Here is an 18833-nt window from a genome sequence, read left to right as displayed (position 1 = left end):
CGATGAGGTCCGTCGGGTCACCATCACGAAAAAGTCTCACCGCTGGTGAGACTGCTTTCCTGGCGCCAACAATCGTCGGATCTATAAGACCTGTAGAGCTGAAGTGAAAGTCGCACCACCGGTGCGACAATTCCTGATCGAACAACCTGATCATTCTCTCCCAGTGCAAAAAACCTTGCTAAAGCTGCAATGTTCCCGTCGGCAAAAGTGTCAGCGCTGCTGACACGAACCCGTCCCTTGGCGCGGCCATTGTTCAGTCAGAGTTTTTGAGCGGCTGCCCAGATCTATTTCGCGCAGACAGCTTAACGTTGAAACAGCCCCTTATTCCCATAAGCCATAAGCACCGCACTTTGCGTGATATGGCCTGCGAACGTTTGCCGGTATGATAGGCGCCCCCGCAGTCTGGATTGCGAATACGCCATGACCTTGCAGTACCCAACCATCGCCGATTGCGTCGGCAACACTCCGCTGGTCCGTTTGCAGCGCCTGCCTGGCGTCACCAGCAATACCCTTTTGCTCAAGCTCGAGGGGAATAACCCGGCGGGTTCGGTCAAGGACCGGCCGGCGCTGTCGATGATTACCCGCGCTGAATTGCGTGGGCAGATCCACGCCGGCGATACGCTGATCGAAGCGACTTCGGGTAACACCGGTATCGCCCTGGCCATGGCTGCCGCGATCAAGGGTTACAAGATGATCCTGATCATGCCCGACAACTCCAGCGCCGAACGTAAAGCCGCGATGACGGCCTATGGCGCGGAGTTGATTCTGGTCACCCAGGAAGAAGGCATGGAAGGCGCACGCGACCTCGCTCAGCGAATGGAAGCCGAAGGCCGTGGCAAGGTGCTGGATCAGTTCGCCAACGGCGATAATCCCGAGGCGCACTACACCACCACCGGCCCGGAAATCTGGCGCCAGACCGAGGGCACCCTCACTCATTTCGTCAGTTCGATGGGCACCACCGGCACCATCATGGGTGTCTCGCGCTACTTGAAAGAGCAGAGCGATAGCGTGCAGATCATCGGCCTGCAACCGATGGAAGGCTCGGCGATTCCGGGCATCCGTCGCTGGCCGCAGGAATACCTGCCGAAAATCTACCAGGCCGAGCGCGTCGACCGGATCGTCGACATGGCGCAAAGCGAAGCCGAAGACGTGACCCGTCGTCTGGCCCGCGAAGAAGGCATCTTCTGCGGCGTGTCCTCGGGCGGTGCGGTGGCAGCCATGCTGCGCCTGTCCCAGGAAGTTGAAAACGCGGTGATCGTCGCGATCATTTGCGACCGTGGCGACCGTTACTTGTCGACCGGCATTTTCGACGCGCCCAACTGATGGCCAAGCAAGAGAGAGGCCTGCGCTTCCAACCCACCGGTGGCAGCAAGGCCCCGCAAATTCCGACCGGCAAAAAGCAGCGCTTGAGCATCGAGCGCCTGGCCAATGACGGTCGCGGAATCGCGTTTTTCGAAGGTCGCACCTGGTTCGTCATCGGCGCATTGGCCGGTGAAGAAATCGAGGCGCGCGTGTTGGGCGCCCACGGCAAAGTGGTCGAGGCGCGCACCGAACGGGTGTTCCAGGCCAGCGAATTGCGTCGTCCGGCACCGTGTCCGCATGCCGGTCGTTGCGGCGGTTGCAGCGTGCAACATCTGCCGCACACCGAACAACTCGCCCTGAAACAGCGCATGCTCGCCGAGCAACTGTCCAAGGTTGCCGGTGTCGAACCCCAAGAGTGGGCAGCGCCGTTGAGCGGTCCGGAGTTCGGTTACCGCCGTCGCGCCCGAGTGGCGGTGCGTTGGGACATGAAGGCGAAAAAACTCGAAGTCGGTTTCCGCGCGGCGGGCAGTCAGGACATCGTGGCCATCAACGAATGCCCGGTGCTGGTCCAGCCCTTGCAGCCGATCATGACCCGCTTGCCGGAAATGCTTCGACGCTTGAGCAAACCTCAGGCACTCGGCCATGTGGAATTGTTCGCCGGATCGTCATTGGCGGTTTTGCTGCGGCACATGGCGCCGTTGTCCGACGCCGACATGACGATCCTCAAGGATTTCTGCGCGTTCCATGAGGCCCAGTTGTGGCTGCACGGAGAAGGTGAACCGCAACCGGTCGAGGCTGATCAGTCGTTGGGGTATCGCCTTGAGCAGTGGGATCTGAACCTGGCGTATCGGCCGGGTGATTTCATCCAGGTCAATGCCGGGGTCAACGAAGCGATGATTGCCCAGGCGCTGGACTGGTTGAAGCCGACGTCGGAAGAGCGGGTTCTCGATCTATTCTGTGGGTTAGGCAACTTTGCCTTACCGCTGGCCAAAACCGTTCGCGAAGTGGTGGCGATCGAAGGTGTGCAAGCGATGGTCGAGCGGGCCGCCGAAAATGCGGCTAGCAATAATCTGCATAACGCCCATTTTTTTCAGGCCGATTTATCCCAGCCTTTGACCGATGCCGAATGGGCGCGCGAAGGCTTTTGTGCGGTACTCTTGGACCCACCGCGTGACGGTGCTTTCGAGGTCGTGCGCAAGCTGGCGTCCCTGGGCGCCAAACGGTTGGTGTACGTATCGTGCAACCCGGCAACGCTGGCGCGCGATACGGTCGAATTGATCAAGCAGGGCTACCGGTTAAAACGTGCCGGGATTCTCGATATGTTTCCTCAGACGGCACATGTCGAGGCCATGGCGTTATTTGAAGCGAGCTAGGATGGCTCGTCTGGTCCGACTGGCCGCCCGTGCAGCTCTTGCAGTAGCCCCGTGAGGGCAATCGGGCAATGAAGGTCAGCGATTTGACGCATTGAATCTGCGTCGTAGGGAAGGTAAGCAAGATGGTACAGGTGAGAGCACACCAGCCGATCAACACCGACGGCAGTATCAATCTCGAGGCTTGGCTCGATCATGCGGTCAGTGTCGATCTGGCACTGGATCGCGAAGCCTTGAAGGACGCGTGCGAGTTTGCTCGCACGTCTGAACAACAAGCCAATGCGGCGAAGAATCTATGGTCCGAAGGGACCTCGAGTTTCCGCACAGGCCTTGAGATCGCCGAGATTCTCGCCGACCTCAAACTGGATCAGGATTCGTTGGTTGCGGCGGTCTTGTACCGCGGCGTGCGCGAAGGCCAGATCGAACTGCCGGCGGTCAGCCAGCGCTTCGGTCCGGTGGTCGCCAAACTCATCGACGGCGTGTTGCGCATGGCGGCGATCAGCGCCAGCCTGAGCCCCCGTCAATCGCTGGTGCTGGGCACCCAGGGCCAGGTCGAAAACCTGCGCAAAATGCTGGTGGCCATGGTCGACGACGTTCGCGTCGCGCTGATCAAACTGGCTGAACGCACCTGCGCGATCCGTGCGGTGAAAACCGCCGACGACGAAAAGCGTAATCGCGTTGCCCGTGAAGTCTTCGACATTTACGCGCCGCTGGCTCACCGTCTCGGTATCGGTCATATCAAATGGGAACTGGAGGATTTGTCCTTCCGTTACCTTGAGCCCGATCAGTACAAGCAGATCGCCAAGTTGCTCCACGAGCGGCGTCTGGATCGCGAGCGCTTCATCGCCGACGTGATGACCCAGCTCAAAGACGAATTGCAGGCCACCGGCGTCGATGCCGACATCAGCGGCCGGGCCAAACACATCTATTCGATCTGGCGCAAAATGCAGCGCAAGGGTCTGGAGTTCAGCCAGATCTACGACGTACGCGCCGTACGCGTGCTGGTGCCGGAAATGCGCGACTGCTACACCGCGCTGGGTATCGTCCACACGTTGTGGCGGCACATCCCGAAGGAATTCGACGACTACATCGCCAACCCGAAAGAGAACGGCTACCGCTCGCTGCACACCGCGGTGATCGGCCCCGAGGGCAAGGTGCTGGAAGTGCAGATCCGCACCCACGCCATGCACGAAGAAGCCGAGCTGGGCGTATGCGCGCACTGGAAGTACAAGGGCACCGACGTCAAGTCCGGCTCCAATCACTACGAAGAGAAAATCTCCTGGCTGCGTCAGGTGCTCGAGTGGCATGAAGAACTGGGCGATATCGGCGGCCTGGCCGAACAACTGCGGGTCGACATTGAGCCGGACCGGGTCTACATCTTCACCCCGGACGGTCATGCCATCGACTTGCCGAAGGGCGCGACGCCGCTGGACTTCGCTTACCGCGTGCACACCGAAATCGGTCACAATTGCCGTGGCGCGAAGATCAACGGGCGCATCGTACCGCTCAACTACAGCCTGCAAACCGGTGAACAGGTCGAGATCATCACCAGCAAGCACGGCACGCCGAGCCGCGACTGGCTGAACCCGAACCTGGGTTACATCACCACCTCGCGGGCGCGGGCGAAGATCGTTCACTGGTTCAAGTTGCAGGCCCGTGATCAGAACGTCGCGGCCGGTAAAACCTTGCTCGAACGTGAACTCAGTCGTCTTGGCTTGCCAGCGGTGGACTTCGACAAGCTGGCCGACAAGGCCAACATGAAGACCGCCGAGGACATGTACGCCGCGTTAGGCGCCGGCGATATGCGCCTGGCGCAACTGGTGAACCTGGCGCAACAACTGGTCGAGCCGGAACGCGGCAACGAGCAGCTGGAACTGATCCCGCGCAAAGCCACCGGCTACAAACCGGGCAAGCGCGGCGACATTCAGATCCAGGGCGTCGGCAACCTGATGACGCAAATGGCGGGTTGCTGTCAGCCGTTGCCGGGGGATGCCATTGTCGGCTACATCACCCAGGGCCGTGGCGTGAGCATTCACCGTCAGGACTGTGCCTCGGTGCTGCAACTGGGCGGACGCGAGCCAGAGCGGATCATCCAGGTCAGCTGGGGCCCGGTGCCGGTGCTCACCTACCCGGTGGACATCATCATCCGCGCCTACGACCGTTCCGGCTTGCTGCGCGACGTGTCGCAGGTGCTGCTGAACGAGCGGATCAACGTGCTGGCGGTCAACACCCGCTCGAACAAAGAGGACAACACCGCGCTGATGTCCCTGACCATCGAGATTCCGGGGCTGGATGCGCTGGGGCGGTTGCTGGGACGGATTTCCCAGTTGCCGAACATCATCGAAACCCGGCGTAACCGTACACCGTGAAGATGTCCACGTGTGGGAGCTGGCCTGCCAGCGATGCAGGCACCTCGGTCTTTCAGTAGAGTCGAGGTGAAGCCATCGCTGGCAGGCCAGCTCCCACAAGTTTTGTGCTGAGAGATAAATGATGTACAGCCTTGAAGACTTGCTGCACCTGATGAGCCGTCTGCGCGACCCGCAGTTCGGCTGTCCGTGGGATATCAAGCAAACCTACGCCACCATCGTCCCGCACACCCTTGAAGAAGCCTACGAAGTCGCTGACGCGATTGAACGCGGTGACTTCGATCACTTGCAGGGTGAGTTGGGCGATTTGCTGTTCCAGGTGGTTTATTACAGCCAGCTGGCCCGGGAAGAAGGGCGCTTCGAATTCGCCGGTGTGATCGACAGCATCACCCGCAAGCTGATCCGTCGTCATCCTCATGTGTTTCCGAGCGGCGATCTGTACGCGCCGCTGGATGTTCCGCGTCTGAGTGAAGAACAGGTCAAGCAGCGCTGGGAAGAGATCAAGGCTGAAGAACGCGCCGAGAAATCATCCGCGCCCGAACAGCTGTCCTTGCTCGACGATGTGCCTGCCGCGCTGCCAGCTTTGTCCCGCTCAGCGAAGTTGCAAAAGCGTGCGGGGCAGGTCGGTTTCGACTGGCCGGACGCGTTGCCGGTGCTGGACAAGGTACGCGAAGAACTCGATGAAGTGCTCGAAGCGATGGCTGAAAATGACTCGGCAGCGATTGCCGATGAGGTCGGTGATTTGCTGTTTTCCGTGGTCAATCTGGCGCGTCATTTGAAGGTCGATCCGGAAACTGCACTGCGTGGCGCCAACAGCAAGTTCGAAAGACGCTTCCGTTTTATCGAACAGGCATTGCACGATACCCACCGTCCCATGGAAGATTGCACCCTCGAAGAGTTGGACGCCTTATGGGGCGAAGCCAAACGTCAGGAAAAGAATTTGCCCAGCTGCGGTTGAGCAGTGGCCTAAGTGAGAAATAAGCACCATGAGCATTTCCCTTCGCGACCAGTTGCTCAAAGCAGGGCTGGTCAACCAAAAGCAGGCCAAACAGGTCGGCAAAGAGAAGCAGAAGCAGCAACGCCTGGTCCATAAAGGCCAGATTGAACTCGATGACTCGCAGCAGCGTGCCGCCCAGGAAGCCAAGGCCGAGAAGGTCAAGCGCGACCAGGAGCTGAACCGTCAGCAACAAGAGAAAGTCGAGGCCAAGGCCCGCGCGGCGCAGATCAAGCAGTTGATCGAAGTCTCGCGCCTGCCGAAGCTGACCACCGAGGACTACTACAACTTCGTTGACGACAAGAAGGTCAAGCGCATCTCCGTCAACACACTGATGCGCAACCAGCTGAGCAATGGCTTCCTGGCGATCGTGCACCATGCCGGCGGCTATGAAGTGATCCCGCGTGAGGCGGCCCTGAAGATCCAGGAGCGCGATCCTCAACGCATCGTGCAGCTGAACGTCAAGACTGAAGAAGTCGCTGCCGAAGATGATCCCTACGCGGCCTATCAGATCCCTGATGATCTGATGTGGTAAGCCTTTAACGGCTTCAACAAAGACAAACCCCGCTCATGGCGGGGTTTGTCGTTTTCAATGCTGTCATTGCTTATGCGGATCGGAGCGCTTGTTGCTGCTCCAGTTTTTCCAGTTCGGCCTTGTAGCTGTGGGCGTCGGTTTCGGAATGAAACATCCCCACCAGCATGTCTTGTTGATGTACATCCCAGATACGGATACCGGCGGCTATGCCTTCATGGGATTTATGTGAATCGTCGCGTTCAGTTACTTTTACAGTCATCTGCTAGCTCCAATCTCTGTTATCTGCAGCAAGGCGTGTGCAGGACTCCGTTATATGTTTGGTTAGCCTGCTAAGTAAACGATTGAGTTCGGTAACGACTTTTTGCGAAATCGGCAAAAGTCCTGCAGCCCGCCAAACACGCGGCATTCGGTCGCAGGGCGTTGAGTTGCATGACAAAAGCTTCATGTTCGTGACAACCAAAACCGCAGGCTGCGCACGACTTGTAGCAGCTGGCGAAGCCTGCGTTCGGCGACGAAGTCGTCGCAAATTCGGAATATACGATTTACCTGACACACCGCGGTGGCTGATTTCTCGACGACTTCGTCGCCGAACGCAGGCTTCGCCAGCTGCTACTGGGGAGCGGCGGTGAGGTCATTTTCAAGGCGCACAAAAAAACGCCCCGAACCAGTCGGGGCGTTTTTGTGTGCTGCGAGACGGCGGGGTATTACTTGCCGGCCCAGCGCTTCAGTACCAGGGTGGCGTTGGTGCCACCGAAGCCGAAGCTGTTGCTCATCACGGTGTTGATGGTGGCGTCTTCGCGCGTCTTGGTCAGGATCGGCATGTCTGCCACTTCCGGGTCCAGTTCGTCGATGTTGGCGGAGCCCGCCATGAAGTTGCCCTCCATCATCAGCATGCAGTAGATCGCTTCGTGAACGCCGGCGGCGCCCAGGGAGTGACCCGACAGGCTCTTGGTGGAGCTGATGGCCGGGGCCTTGTCGCCGAACACTTCACGCACACCTTTCATTTCCGCAACGTCGCCGACCGGAGTCGAAGTGCCGTGGGTGTTCAGGTAGTCGATCGGCGTATCAACGGTGGACATGGCCATCTGCATGCAGCGGATGGCGCCTTCGCCGCTTGGGGCGACCATGTCGTAGCCGTCGGAGGTCGCGCCGTAGCCAACGATTTCCGCGTAGATCTTCGCGCCGCGGGCCAGAGCGTGTTCCAGCTCTTCGACCACGACCATGCCGCCACCGCCGGCGATGACGAAACCGTCACGCTTGGCGTCGTAGGCACGGGAAGCTTTTTCCGGGGTTTCGTTGTACTGGCTGGACAGTGCGCCCATGGCGTCGAACAGGAACGACTGGCTCCAATGCTCTTCTTCACCGCCGCCGGCGAACACGATGTCCTGCTTGCCCATCTGGATCTGTTCCATGGCGGTACCGATGCAGTGAGCACTGGTGGCGCAGGCAGACGCGATGGAGTAGTTCAGGCCCTTGATCTTGAACGGCGTGGCCAGGCAAGCGGAAACGGTGCTGCTCATGGTCCGCGTTACACGGTACGGACCAACACGCTTCACGCCTTTCTCACGCAGGATGTCCAGCGCTTCCATCTGGTTCAGCGTGGAGGCGCCACCGGAACCGGCGATCAGGCCGGTACGCGGGTTGGAGACTTGCTCATCGGTCAGGCCGGAGTCTGCGATGGCGTCTTTCATGGCCAGGTAGGCGTAAGCCGCCGCGTGGCCGACGAAGCGATAGATCTTGCGATCGATCAGCTCTTCGAGGGGAAGGTCAATGGAGCCGGAAACCTGGCTACGCAGACCCATTTCGGCATATTCCGGGTTGAACCGGATGCCAGGGCGGCTTGCACGCAGGTTAGCGGAGACGGTCTCTTTGTCATTGCCCAGGCACGAAACGATGCCCAGACCAGTGATAACGACGCGGCGCATGCGGATAACCCTTAGAAGTTTTCAGTGGAGGTGAACACGCCGACCCGGAGGCCTTCGGCGGTGTAGATTTCGCGGCCGTCGACACTGACCGAACCATCGGCGATGGCCAGGTTCAGCTTGCCCTTCAGCACGCGCTTGATCTGAATGTTATAGGTGACTTTCTTGGCGGTCGGGAGGACCTGGCCAAAGAATTTCACTTCGCCCGAACCCAGGGCGCGACCGCGGCCCGGCAGACCTTGCCAGCCAAGGAAAAAGCCGACCAGTTGCCACATGGCGTCGAGGCCCAGGCAGCCTGGCATCACCGGATCACCTTCGAAGTGGCAGGCGAAAAACCACAGGTCCGGAGTGATATCCAGCTCGGCGACCAATTCACCTTTGCCGTACTTGCCACCCTCGGCGCTGATATGGGTGATGCGATCCACCATCAACATGTTCGGGGCGGGCAGTTGTGCGTTACCTGGGCCGAACAGCTCACCGCGACTGCAGCGCAGCAGGTCTTCCCGAGTAAAGGCGTTTTGTTGGGTCATGCGAGCTCCTCAATAGTCCCATGCGGCAGGGTGGGGCAAATCTTCCCGGCCGACCGAGGCGTTCATGCCTCGAGTCAGCAGCCTACTCATAGACTATTGCGTTGTGGTGAAAGTCACAGCACCAAGGACATGAATGTACACTTGTGCACTGAAATTATTATTCAAGCCCCTTTTCGGGCCTGTTCGGGTGCCTAAGACTGCCGCACTTTCGCCTTTCACGCCAGTCACAGATGGTCGAAAGGCCTGCACTACTGCACCCAGCGCTGCAGAATTTGCTGCAGATCAGTGCGTTTGAAGGGCTTGGCCAGGTAATCGTTCATTCCTGCCGATAAACACGCTTCACGGTCGCCCTGCAACGCATTGGCGGTCAGGGCGATGATCGGCAAGTCCGCGCAGCCGGGCAGCAGGCGGATCTGGCGGGTCGCTTCATAGCCGTCGATGATCGGCAGTCGGCAATCCATCAGAATCGCTTCGAAAATCAGGCTCTCGGCACTTCGCACCGCCTGCGCGCCATCGATCGCGACGCTGACAGTAAAGCCCAGACTGCGCAACATTGCTTCGATGACCGTCTGGTTGACCGGGTTGTCCTCCACCAGCAGCACATTGCGCCCTTCACCATGGCCGTCGCCAGCCGGTGTGCGTGGCTTCAATTCCGGCAGCGTCTGCTTATATAGGGCCAGAGGAATTTCCAGGGTGAACACCGAGCCCAGGCCTTCTTCGCTCTGGGCGCGCAAGGTGCCGCCCATGCGTTCGGCCAAGGTGCGGGCAATCGGCAACCCCAAACCGGTGCCGCCGTAACGCCTTGAAATAGAACTGTCGGCCTGCTGGAACGCATTGAACATCAATTCCAGGCTTTCGGCCGAGATGCCAATCCCGCTGTCGCGCACGGTGCAGGTGAACCACAGCAGTTCGTGATCCAGGGACTGCCATTGCGGTTCGATACTGACGCGGCCTTGCTCGGTGAACTTCAGTGCATTGCCAACCAGGTTGACCAGAATCTGCCGGATCCGCGTCGGGTCGCCCTGAACCTGCAAGGCGCGCATGTCCTCGGGAATCGCCAGGGCCAGATCGAGCCCGCGTTGCGCCGCGCTGTGCTGGAACGACTGGGCGCAGCTGCTGATCAGGTCCGCGAGGTTGAACGGAATGTGTTCAAGCTCCAGTTCCGAACGCTCGATGCGCGAGAAGTCGAGAATGTCGTTGATGACTTTGAGCAGGTGTTCGGTCGACTCCGAAGCCAGCGCCGCATATTCGATCTGCTCCTCGGTCATGTCGGTGGTTTCCAGCAGTTGCAGCATGCCCAGTACGCCATTCATCGGCGTGCGCAGTTCGTGGCTCATCATCGCCAGGAAGTCGGATTTGGCGTTGTTGGCCTTTTCCGCTTCTTCGCGGGTCTGGATCAACTGCGCCATGGCCTGCTGCTGCTCACGGCTGGCCTGCTCGAGGCCCTGCGCGAGGTTGTTGATGTGCTGCGACAACGCGCCCAACTCAGTGTCATCGACGATCGGCAGCGGCGTTTTGTAATCACCCTCCTGAATCGCCTTCACGGCGTGGCCGATGTCGCGGATCGGCTGCGACAGACTGCCGGCCAGGCGCCGGGCCACCAGAAAGGTAAACAGCAGCGCGAACAAGGCGAGAATCCCGGCCTTGAACAGGATTTCCTGCTGACGCTGGCTGAAGGCGTCGTTGGACAAGCCGACGATCACCCGGCCCAGATAGTCCTCAGGCGGGGCCGTGTTGGCGGCGTTGCTGCCCTGGAAAAAATCATTGTTCAGCGCGATCCGTTGCAGCCGCACCGGCGCCTGGAACACTTCGACCTGGTGCGAGCGGGCATGGGTTTCCGACGGTTGCTCGACGTACACCAGAATCCGGTTGGCGCTGTCCTGGACTTCGAGAAAGCGCACGTTGGGCGTGGCCAGCGTGGCCTTGAGCAAACTTTCGAGGACCTCGTTGTTGCCCGAGATCACCCCGTATTCCGTGGCGGGGGCCAGTTGGTTGGCGATCAGCTGGCCGGTGTGGTTGAGCTCCTGACGCAGGTCCTGGATCCGCACGAAGGTGAAGAAACTGATCAGCAGCAACGTCAGCAATAGGGCGGGGCCGAGGCTGATGATCTGCGTGCGGGTGTTGATGTCCCAACCGCGACGGAAGGTCATGGGCGGCTTTCTCCTTCGGCCAACTGTGTTGCGACAGATGCATCATTCATCTGTTCAATACCTAATGAACGAGCCACTTGCGGATTACTCAAGACTTTAAAGTGTTGCGGATAGAGCATCCGCGGCCAATTCGTCGTCGGTCGGTCGAGCAATTCGTCGAGCACCGCCAGCCAATCACTTTGATCGCTGTAAGTGCTGGCCAGGCTGCCGGCCTTGACGAAGGCTGCGTTGGGACCGACCAGCGCCAGTTGCCGCGCATAGCTGCTCAGCAATAGGTTTTTCGCGGTTTTCGGGTTGTACAAATCGGGATCGTCCAGGCCCAGCAGCACGTCGCTGTTTTTCAGCAATGACTGCAAGGGGCGGCTGTCATTGGTGTTGTCCCAACGCTCCGTGACCAGTTCAAACCCCAGGGGTTGGGCGGCCCGATGCAGTTCTTCCAGGAGGAATTCGCTGTGACTGTCGTATAGCACGCCAACCCGGCGTGCCTGGGGCAGGACAAGTCGGGTCAGGCGCAGTTGCCGATCCAGCGGCGGATCACTCCATAGCAGGCTGAGCTGCGGCGGCAGATTCGTGCCAAAGCGTTGCCGGGCTTGCAGGCGGCTGATTCGCAGCACCAGCGTCGACGGGCCCTGAGCCTCTTGCAGGCGCCAGTCGAGGCTCGGCAGATCGAGCAGAATCAAACGGGTGGCCGCCGGCAGTTCGCCGGGCGCCGGAAGGCTCGCCAGTGGCTGGAAGCGCACATTATCGGTGGGGCGCAGTTCGCTCAGTGCCTGCGCGAAGGATTGCACGCCGGGGCTGTCTTCGGCGCCGGTCAGCAGAATGTCGGCGGCCTGAATCGGCAGGCTGCCGAGCGGGCCGGCAAGCACCAGGCACAACCCTGCCAGCAGGCGGCCAAGGGTTGGCGACTTCCGCGACAGGCGATGCAGCATTTAAAACGTCAGCTCCGCGCTGAAGTAGAGCACCCGACGCTCATCGTAGTTGTTGTCGACGAAAGTGGTGGGTTGATGGTCGAGGCGCTGCTGGAGCACGCCGGCCAGTTCCAGATTGGCCTTGCCCAGACCGATGCGTTTGGCGATGCGCGTATCGACGCGTTCGAAGCGGTAACCGTTGAGGGCGTCGTCCCCGTAATAGAAGAGGGCACTGTTCCAGCCGTGGCCCCAGTTGCGCAGCCAGCCGGCGGAACCGCTGTTGCGCGCCGTGAGTCGCTCATCCTGCGGATTGCTCGCCTCGGCATCGACGTAGGCGTAAGTCAGGCGCAGCCGGTCGGCGCTGCTCAGGCGCCAGTCCAGCTGGGTTTCCGCGCCCTTGAAGCGCGAGCTGTTGGAATTGCTGGCGATGTACTGATTGTTACGCAGGGGTTCGCTGATCATGCCGCTGATTTCGTCGTAAAACAGCTTCACATCGACCGTCAGCCCAAGCTCTGCAAAGTAGCCGTTGTAGCCCAGCTCGCGCGAGCGCATGCGTTCTTGTTCGAGGTCGCCGGGGCCGCGAGTCTTGACGAAATACCGGGCGCTGGTCTGGCCGTAGGCACTGGGTCGCAGATTGGTCACCTGGTAACTCCAGTTGACGTTGTTCTCGAACATGTCCGGCGAGCGGATGGCTTCCGAATACACGGCGCGCAGGCCATGACGCGGGTTGATCAGGTAATTGACCGCCACCCGCGGGGTCAGCGAGCTGCCGGTCAATTGCGTGTCTTCGAACATGGCGCCGCCCTGCAGCAACCAGTGCTCGGTGGCGCGCCACTCGAGTTGGCCGAATGCCCGCCAGGTGGTGTCGTCGAGCGTGCCATTGAAGTAAGTCTCGGAATCTGCCCGGTCGTAACGATAGTTCATGCCGCTGACCAGCCGCAGACTGTCGGACAGGCTGAGGGTATCTTGCAGTTCGAGGTCGTAGCGCGATTCCCGGGCGCTCTGGTCGATGTCGCCACAGAGGGTTTGCCGGGCACCGTTGCGCCATTGCGCCAGCACTTGATTGCCCAGCGCTTGTTCCGCCGCCGTGCCGGCCGGTGCGCCAGGGCCGGTAAAACGCTCGATGTTGCGCGCCAGGCGTTCGGTGTAGTTCGGGTTGAGCTGCCAGAGTTCGGTCAGTTCCGGACTGAACGAAACCTCCGCATCACAGGCGCGCCAAGTCTGCTGGCGGTCCCAGTGCTGGGCCGAGCCCTGGATATAAAGGCTGTGATCAGGATTGATGTCCAGGTTCCAGCGCAACGAACCGGCGTAGTCCTTGGCAACGACGTCGGAATTGTTCCCGGCAGCGGTAATCCCGGAGAACACCGGGCGGTAGGTATAAGGCCGCTGGTTGGTTCCGTCCTTGGCGTTCAACTGCCAGTCGATGCTCTGGTTTTCACTCAGTGTCTGGCTGACGGCAAGGTTGAAGCGGTTCAAGCGGCGACTGTCGCGATAATCGGCTCCGTTGCGGTCGGTGTCGAAGCCGTCGTCCTGCTGGCCGGACAGCGACAGGCGCAGGTCGCCGCCATCCCAGCCCACACCCTGGCTGGCATAAAAGTCGTCGATGCCGCGCTGGCCACGGGTGACTTTCATCCGCGTGCCGTGGCTGTCGGCCGGGTTGCGCGTGATGATGTTGACCACCGCCATCAGCGCATTGGCGCCATAGCTGACCGTGTTGGGGCCGCGGAAAACTTCGATGCGCTCGATGTCTTCCATGGCCACCGGAATATCACTCCAGTCCACCGTGGCCAAGCCGGCGCGGTACACCGAACGGCCGTCGATCAGCACCTGCATGCGCCGCGCTTCCGTGGCGTTGGTGCCGTGGTAGTTCACCGCCGCCTGATTACCGCTGATATTGCCGACCATCATGCCCGGCACCAGGCGCAGCAACTCGCTGATGTCCCGTGCGCCACTCGCGTTGATCAGTTCGCTGTCAATCACCGTCATGCTTCCCGGGACAGCGGCCGGCGACTGCTTCAGGCGGGTGGCCGTGAGCACTTGCGGCAGCGGTTCGTTGTCGAGGAACAAGTCGTCGGCCAGCAATGGCGAGCTGAAAAGCATGGCCAGAACCAGCGGCGAGCGGGGTGAAGGAGAGCCAAACGACACGAAACGTCCTTGATAACGATTAGTTGGCGCGCATGTTAACCGAGCTGATCGACTTTTCCATTCACGATGCCGGCATTTTCCTAGGATTTATTGGTCTTCTTCCTACAAGTACCGGTAATTGATACGGGGGCTGGCCGCCACTGGGACGCTCCGTATAATGCCGACATCGCCACTGGTATGGATTAACGGATTGCATATGACTGAACAGCGCCCAATCGCGGTCCTGGGAGGCGGAAGTTTTGGTACCGCCGTGGCTAATCTGTTGGCCGAGAACGGGCATCAGGTCCGGCAGTGGATGCGTGACCCCGAGCAGGCTGAGTCCATGCGGGTCAATCGCGAGAACCCGCGTTACCTCAAAGGCATCAAGATACTTCCCCAAGTAGAACCGGTGACTGATTTGCAAGCGACCCTGGACGCTTGCGACCTGTGCTTCGTCGCGCTGCCGTCCAGCGCGCTGCGCTCGGTATTGGTCCCGCACGCCGAACGGTTGAGCGGTAAATTGCTGGTCAGCCTGACCAAAGGCATCGAAGCCCACACGTTCAAGCTGATGAGCGAGATCCTCGAAGAAATCGCCCCGCAAGCGCGCATCGGCGTGCTGTCCGGGCCGAACCTGGCCCGTGAAATCGCCGAACACGCGCTGACCGCCACCGTGGTCGCCAGCGAAGACGAAGAACTCTGCCAGCGGGTTCAGGAAGCGCTGCATGGCCGCACCTTCCGGGTGTACGCCAGCGCCGACCGTTTCGGCGTGGAGTTGGGCGGGGCGCTGAAAAATGTGTACGCGATCATCGCCGGCATGGCGGTGGCGCTGGGCATGGGTGAAAACACCAAGAGCATGCTGATCACCCGGGCGTTGGCGGAAATGACCCGCTTCGCGGTGAATCAGGGCGCGAACCCGATGACGTTCCTGGGGTTGGCGGGCGTGGGCGACTTGATCGTCACGTGTTCGTCGCCGAAAAGCCGCAATTACCAGGTCGGGTTTGCCCTCGGCCAGGGGTTGAGCCTGGAAGATGCGGTGACCCGTCTGGGCGAAGTCGCCGAAGGCGTGAACACGCTCAAAGTGCTCAAGGCCAAGGCCCAGGAAGTGGGCGTCTATATGCCGCTGGTCGCCGGGTTGCACGCGATCCTGTTCGAAGGGCGCACGCTCAATCAAGTGATTGAACTGTTGATGCGCGGCGAACCCAAAACCGATGTGGACTTCATATCCACCAGCGGTTTCAACTGATCACGCTTTCGAGATAAAGCAGGGAGTTGCACATGAACGATCCGAAAACAGAGGCCACCTACGAGTCCATTCTGCTGCGGGTGTTATGGATGATCGTCTTCTTGCTGGCCTGGCAAGTGGCGCAGTTCATCCTGGGCGCGGTGGTGCTGGTGCAACTGATCTATCGTTTGATTTATGGCGCCCCGAGCGCCAGCCTGATGAACTTCGGCGACAGCCTGAGCCAGTTCCTGGCGCAGATCGGTCGTTTCGGCACCTTTCACAGCGACCAGAAACCCTGGCCGTTTGCCGACTGGCCGACGCCGCGTACACCGGAAGGCGAAGCGCCGCACGTTGTGCCGCCAGCGCCACATCCGGCCCGAGATGAGGAGCCGAAACTATGAAACTCTGGGTATTGCGCCATGGTGAAGCCGAGCCTTACGGCAGTCGTCCTGATTCCGAGCGGGCATTGACCACCCACGGTCGTCAAGAAGTGCTGCGCACCGCTGCCGAACTGATCGGTCAGCCGATTACGGCCATCTACGCCAGCCCGTTTCTGAGAGCGCAGCAGACGGCGCAGCTGGTGCGTGAAGCGCTGGGTTTTCAACCGGATATTCGCACCGTCGAATGGCTGACCCCCGATAACCGCCCGCAAGCGGTGGCCGAGCAGTTGGTGTCTGTCGATCACGCGCTGCTGGTCAGTCATAACCCACTGGTGGGTAACCTCTTGGGTTACCTGCAGAACGGTCATGTGCAAGATCCGGAAACGGTGAAAACCGCCGGCCTTGCAGAACTCGAAGGTGACTTGCCGCTGGCTGGCGCAATGAAGCTCAAAGGCATCAAACATCCCTAGTATTTGTTGGAACCGGTCCCTTGTGGGAGCGTGGCTTGCCCGCGATGGCATCAACTCGGTCTGACAGATAAACCGAGGTGGTCGAGCGCGACCCCGGCGCATCGCGGGCAAGCCCGGCTCCCACAGGTGCGGGGGGAGTCCTGTTTTTTTGTGTGAAATAGTCAACCAAGCAACCGCTTGGTTGACTACGCTTGCTCCAGACCAAAAATAAAGGAGCGAGTCGCATGTCTGCTGCTTTTCGTTTGCCGCTGGACGTCTTTTACGAGCGTGAAGCCCGTCATCCCCGCCAGCGGTTTCTGGTCCAGCCTACCGGAGGAGGACAAGTCGAGACCCTGACCTGGGCCGACGTCGGCCACCAGGCTCGCTGTGCCGCGCACTGGCTGCGGGCCCGCGAATTGCCCCAAGGCAGCCACATTGCCCTGATCTCGAAAAATTGCGCCCACTGGATCATCGCCGACCTGGCGATCTGGATGGCCGGGCACGTTTCGGTGCCGTTGTACCCGAACCTCACCGCCGAATCCGTGGCGCAAGTGCTCAAACACTCCGAAGCGGCGCTGGCGTTCATCGGCAAGCTCGATGACTGGCCAAACATGGCACGTGGGGTCAGCCCCGATCTCCCTACTATCAGCCTGCCCTTGCATCCACCCGGCACTTTCGATTTCAGCTGGGCCGACTTGCAACGCAGCTCGCCGATCCAGGACGACCCCAAACCCGCCGCCGATCAGTTGGCGACCATCATCTACACCTCTGGCACCACCGGGCTGCCCAAAGGCGTGATGCACAGCTTCGGCAATCTGGGGTTTGCCACCACGCGCGGCACTCAGCTGTTTGGCCTCAACGAGTCGGACCGATTGCTGTCCTACCTGCCGCTGTGCCACGTCGCCGAGCGGATGTTCGTCGAGCTGGCGTCGATCTACACCGGGCAAACCGTGTTCTTTGCCGAAAGCCTCGACACCTTCCTCACGGATCTGCAGCGCGCGCGGCCGACCGCATTGTTCGGCGTACCGCGGATCTGGACCAAATTCCAGATGGGCGTGTACAGCAAGATTCCGGCAAAACGCCTCGACTTCCTGCTCGGCCTGCCCTTCATCGGCAAGCGGGTCGGGCACAAAGTGCTCGCCGGGTTGGGGCTGGATGCGTTACGCGTGGCGTTGTCCGGTGCCGCGCCCGTGCCGCAGACCCTGTTGCTGTGGTACCGCAAGCTGGGGCTGGATGTGCTGGAGGTCTACGGCATGACCGAAAGCTGCGGTTACTCCCACATCGGCAGGCTCGGCGAGAACAAACCCGGCTGGATCGGCAAACCTTGCCCGGAGGTTGAAGTGCGGATCGCCGACTCCGGCGAAGTCATGGTGCGCAGCGGTGCGACCATGCTTGGCTATTTCAAGGAGCCCGAGAAAACCGCAGAAACCATCACTGAGGACGGCTTCCTGCGCACCGGCGACAAGGGCGAGGAAGACAGCGAAGGCAACCTGCGCCTGACCGGGCGGCTGAAGGAAATCTTCAAGACCAGCAAAGGCAAATACGTCGCCCCGGCGCCGATCGAAAATCGACTGGCGGTGCATTCGCGGATCGAACAGGTGTGCGTGGTCGGCGATGGCTTGAGTGCGCCGCTGGGGTTGTGCGTGCTGTCGGCGGTCGGTCAGCAGGACGCCGGCGGAACGGCGCGGGCAGGGTTGCATTCAAGCCTGGAAAAACTGCTGGAGGAGGTCAATGGCGTGCTCGACAAACATGAACGCTTGCGTCGGCTGGTGGTGGTCAAGGACAGTTGGGCCGTGGAAAACGGGTTCCTGACGCCGACCCTGAAGATCAAGCGCACCGTGATCGAAGCGGCTTACGGCGCTCGCTTCGAAGAATGGAGCGAGCGCAGCGAGACGGTGCTGTGGCAGGATTGAGCCACAAATAAAACCAACAAAGGAAAGCAAGATGAGTCTGTGGCGTACCATTCCCAACGTCGAGCAGTTGAACGCAATCCAGAAAAACACCATCGGCGAAGTGCTGGATATTCGCTTCGAAGCCTTTGATGACGAGTCCCTGACCGCGAGCATGGTCATCGACCACCGCACCCACCAGCCTTACGGTTTGCTGCACGGCGGCGCCTCGGTGGTGCTGGCCGAGACGGTCGGTTCCATGGCCAGTTACCTGTGCATTGATGCCAGCAAATTCTATTGCGTGGGTCTGGAAATCAACGCCAATCACTTGCGCGGACTGCGCAGCGGGCGGGTGACGGCAGTGGCCAAGCCGATTCACATTGGGCGCACGACCCATGTCTGGGATATCCGTTTGAGCAGTGACGAGGGCAAGGCCAGTTGCGTGTCGCGGTTGACCATGGCGGTCGTGCCGTTGGGCGAGAATCCACCAGCCCGCTAATCCCCTGTAGCAGCTGTCGAGCCCCAGCGAGGCTGCGTTCGGCTGCGCAGCAGTCGTAAATCCATTCACCGCGGACTTTCAGGAAGATCGCGGTCGCAAGGTTTACGACTGCTTCGCAGCCGAACGCAGCCTCGCTGGAGCTCGACAGCTGCTACATAGATCTTCAGCAGGTTTAAACCTTGCGCCATGCCCC

At 60.4% G+C, this 18833-nt stretch carries 16 protein-coding genes; 10 read left to right on the top strand and 6 right to left on the bottom strand.

Features of this window, described 5'->3' with window-relative positions:
* Positions 1-420: 420 nt before the first annotated feature.
* The 5 genes from cysM (at position 421) to ACA075_RS22400 (ending at position 6567) form a co-directional block, all read left to right on the top strand.
* On the top strand, positions 421-1323 hold the full coding sequence (gene cysM / locus ACA075_RS22420) for a cysteine synthase CysM (RefSeq protein ID WP_497295432.1): 903 nt from the start codon (positions 421-423) through the stop codon (positions 1321-1323).
* Entirely contained in the window at positions 1323-2675 is a 1353-nt protein-coding gene (gene rlmD / locus ACA075_RS22415) for a 23S rRNA (uracil(1939)-C(5))-methyltransferase RlmD (protein ID WP_497295430.1), read from the top strand. The genes cysM and rlmD overlap by 1 nt, the downstream gene beginning before the upstream one ends.
* Before the next feature lie 122 nt (positions 2676-2797).
* Positions 2798-5041, top strand: coding sequence for a GTP diphosphokinase (gene relA, locus ACA075_RS22410; RefSeq protein WP_497295428.1), 2244 nt, complete (start codon positions 2798-2800; stop codon positions 5039-5041).
* 121 nt (positions 5042-5162) lie between these two features.
* Entirely contained in the window at positions 5163-5996 is an 834-nt protein-coding gene (gene mazG / locus ACA075_RS22405; protein WP_497299313.1) for a nucleoside triphosphate pyrophosphohydrolase, read from the top strand.
* Between the two features lie 28 nt (positions 5997-6024).
* Positions 6025-6567 (top strand): DUF2058 domain-containing protein, encoded by a 543-nt coding sequence (locus ACA075_RS22400; protein WP_219097148.1) that lies wholly within the window; start codon positions 6025-6027, stop codon positions 6565-6567.
* A gap of 70 nt (positions 6568-6637) precedes the next feature.
* Here the strand turns inward: ACA075_RS22400 and ACA075_RS22395 are convergent, their stop codons facing one another.
* From ACA075_RS22395 to ACA075_RS22370, 6 genes are all read right to left on the bottom strand, one after another.
* Positions 6638-6826 carry a hypothetical protein gene (locus tag ACA075_RS22395; RefSeq protein ID WP_497295426.1) on the bottom strand — a complete coding sequence of 63 codons (189 nt, stop codon included), beginning with the start codon at positions 6824-6826 and terminating at the stop codon, positions 6638-6640.
* Positions 6827-7271: 445 nt separating this feature from the next.
* Positions 7272-8492 carry a beta-ketoacyl-ACP synthase I gene (gene fabB / locus ACA075_RS22390; RefSeq protein ID WP_497295425.1) on the bottom strand — a complete coding sequence of 407 codons (1221 nt, stop codon included), beginning with the start codon at positions 8490-8492 and terminating at the stop codon, positions 7272-7274.
* An 11-nt stretch (positions 8493-8503) separates the two neighbouring features.
* Positions 8504-9019: a 3-hydroxyacyl-[acyl-carrier-protein] dehydratase FabA gene (gene fabA / locus ACA075_RS22385; protein ID WP_140667384.1), complete on the bottom strand. Its 516-nt coding sequence runs from the start codon at positions 9017-9019 to the stop codon at positions 8504-8506.
* Positions 9020-9267: 248 nt separating this feature from the next.
* Positions 9268-11169, bottom strand: coding sequence for an ATP-binding protein (locus ACA075_RS22380; protein ID WP_497295424.1), 1902 nt, complete (start codon positions 11167-11169; stop codon positions 9268-9270).
* On the bottom strand, positions 11166-12098 hold the full coding sequence (locus ACA075_RS22375; protein ID WP_497295423.1) for an ABC transporter substrate-binding protein: 933 nt from the start codon (positions 12096-12098) through the stop codon (positions 11166-11168). The genes ACA075_RS22380 and ACA075_RS22375 overlap by 4 nt, the downstream gene beginning before the upstream one ends.
* On the bottom strand, positions 12099-14222 hold the full coding sequence (locus tag ACA075_RS22370; protein ID WP_497295421.1) for a TonB-dependent receptor plug domain-containing protein: 2124 nt from the start codon (positions 14220-14222) through the stop codon (positions 12099-12101).
* 196 nt (positions 14223-14418) lie between these two features.
* Between ACA075_RS22370 and ACA075_RS22365 the strand changes: the two genes are divergently transcribed.
* The 5 genes from ACA075_RS22365 (at position 14419) to ACA075_RS22345 (ending at position 18640) form a co-directional block, all read left to right on the top strand.
* Complete coding sequence (locus tag ACA075_RS22365; protein WP_219097142.1) at positions 14419-15444, top strand: NAD(P)H-dependent glycerol-3-phosphate dehydrogenase; 1026 nt, start codon at positions 14419-14421, stop codon at positions 15442-15444.
* Positions 15445-15476: 32 nt separating this feature from the next.
* On the top strand, positions 15477-15824 hold the full coding sequence (locus ACA075_RS22360; protein WP_497295420.1) for a DUF4389 domain-containing protein: 348 nt from the start codon (positions 15477-15479) through the stop codon (positions 15822-15824).
* Positions 15821-16273 carry a phosphohistidine phosphatase SixA gene (gene sixA / locus ACA075_RS22355; protein ID WP_497295419.1) on the top strand — a complete coding sequence of 151 codons (453 nt, stop codon included), beginning with the start codon at positions 15821-15823 and terminating at the stop codon, positions 16271-16273. Before ACA075_RS22360 ends, sixA begins: the two co-directional genes overlap by 4 nt.
* 224 nt (positions 16274-16497) lie before the next feature.
* On the top strand, positions 16498-18165 hold the full coding sequence (locus tag ACA075_RS22350; RefSeq protein ID WP_497295417.1) for an AMP-binding protein: 1668 nt from the start codon (positions 16498-16500) through the stop codon (positions 18163-18165).
* Between the two features lie 31 nt (positions 18166-18196).
* Positions 18197-18640, top strand: a complete 444-nt coding sequence (locus ACA075_RS22345; RefSeq protein WP_094471174.1) for a hotdog fold thioesterase — start codon at positions 18197-18199, stop codon at positions 18638-18640.
* Positions 18641-18833: the final 193 nt, after the last annotated feature.

The sequence above is a fragment of the Pseudomonas sp. LBUM1663 genome (assembly GCF_059695905.1).
The sequence above is the reverse complement of the archived record's forward strand: the minus strand, read 5'-3'. Positions and strand labels throughout refer to the sequence as shown.

Bases quoted from the DNA above. Each gene is read 5' to 3' on its own strand.
- fabB (WP_497295425.1), bottom strand. From the start codon at position 8,492: ATGCGCCGCGTCGTTATCACTGGTCTGGGCATCGTTTCGTGCCTGGGC.
- relA (WP_497295428.1), top strand. From the start codon at position 2,798: ATGGTACAGGTGAGAGCACACCAGCCGATCAACACCGACGGCAGTATC.
- cysM (WP_497295432.1), top strand. From the start codon at position 421: ATGACCTTGCAGTACCCAACCATCGCCGATTGCGTCGGCAACACTCCG.
- ACA075_RS22350 (WP_497295417.1), top strand. From the start codon at position 16,498: ATGTCTGCTGCTTTTCGTTTGCCGCTGGACGTCTTTTACGAGCGTGAA.
- ACA075_RS22345 (WP_094471174.1), top strand. From the start codon at position 18,197: ATGAGTCTGTGGCGTACCATTCCCAACGTCGAGCAGTTGAACGCAATC.
- ACA075_RS22375 (WP_497295423.1), bottom strand. From the start codon at position 12,098: ATGCTGCATCGCCTGTCGCGGAAGTCGCCAACCCTTGGCCGCCTGCTG.
- ACA075_RS22380 (WP_497295424.1), bottom strand. From the start codon at position 11,169: ATGACCTTCCGTCGCGGTTGGGACATCAACACCCGCACGCAGATCATC.
- sixA (WP_497295419.1), top strand. From the start codon at position 15,821: ATGAAACTCTGGGTATTGCGCCATGGTGAAGCCGAGCCTTACGGCAGT.
- rlmD (WP_497295430.1), top strand. From the start codon at position 1,323: ATGGCCAAGCAAGAGAGAGGCCTGCGCTTCCAACCCACCGGTGGCAGC.
- ACA075_RS22395 (WP_497295426.1), bottom strand. From the start codon at position 6,826: ATGACTGTAAAAGTAACTGAACGCGACGATTCACATAAATCCCATGAA.
- ACA075_RS22360 (WP_497295420.1), top strand. From the start codon at position 15,477: ATGAACGATCCGAAAACAGAGGCCACCTACGAGTCCATTCTGCTGCGG.
- ACA075_RS22365 (WP_219097142.1), top strand. From the start codon at position 14,419: ATGACTGAACAGCGCCCAATCGCGGTCCTGGGAGGCGGAAGTTTTGGT.
- ACA075_RS22400 (WP_219097148.1), top strand. From the start codon at position 6,025: ATGAGCATTTCCCTTCGCGACCAGTTGCTCAAAGCAGGGCTGGTCAAC.
- fabA (WP_140667384.1), bottom strand. From the start codon at position 9,019: ATGACCCAACAAAACGCCTTTACTCGGGAAGACCTGCTGCGCTGCAGT.
- mazG (WP_497299313.1), top strand. From the start codon at position 5,163: ATGTACAGCCTTGAAGACTTGCTGCACCTGATGAGCCGTCTGCGCGAC.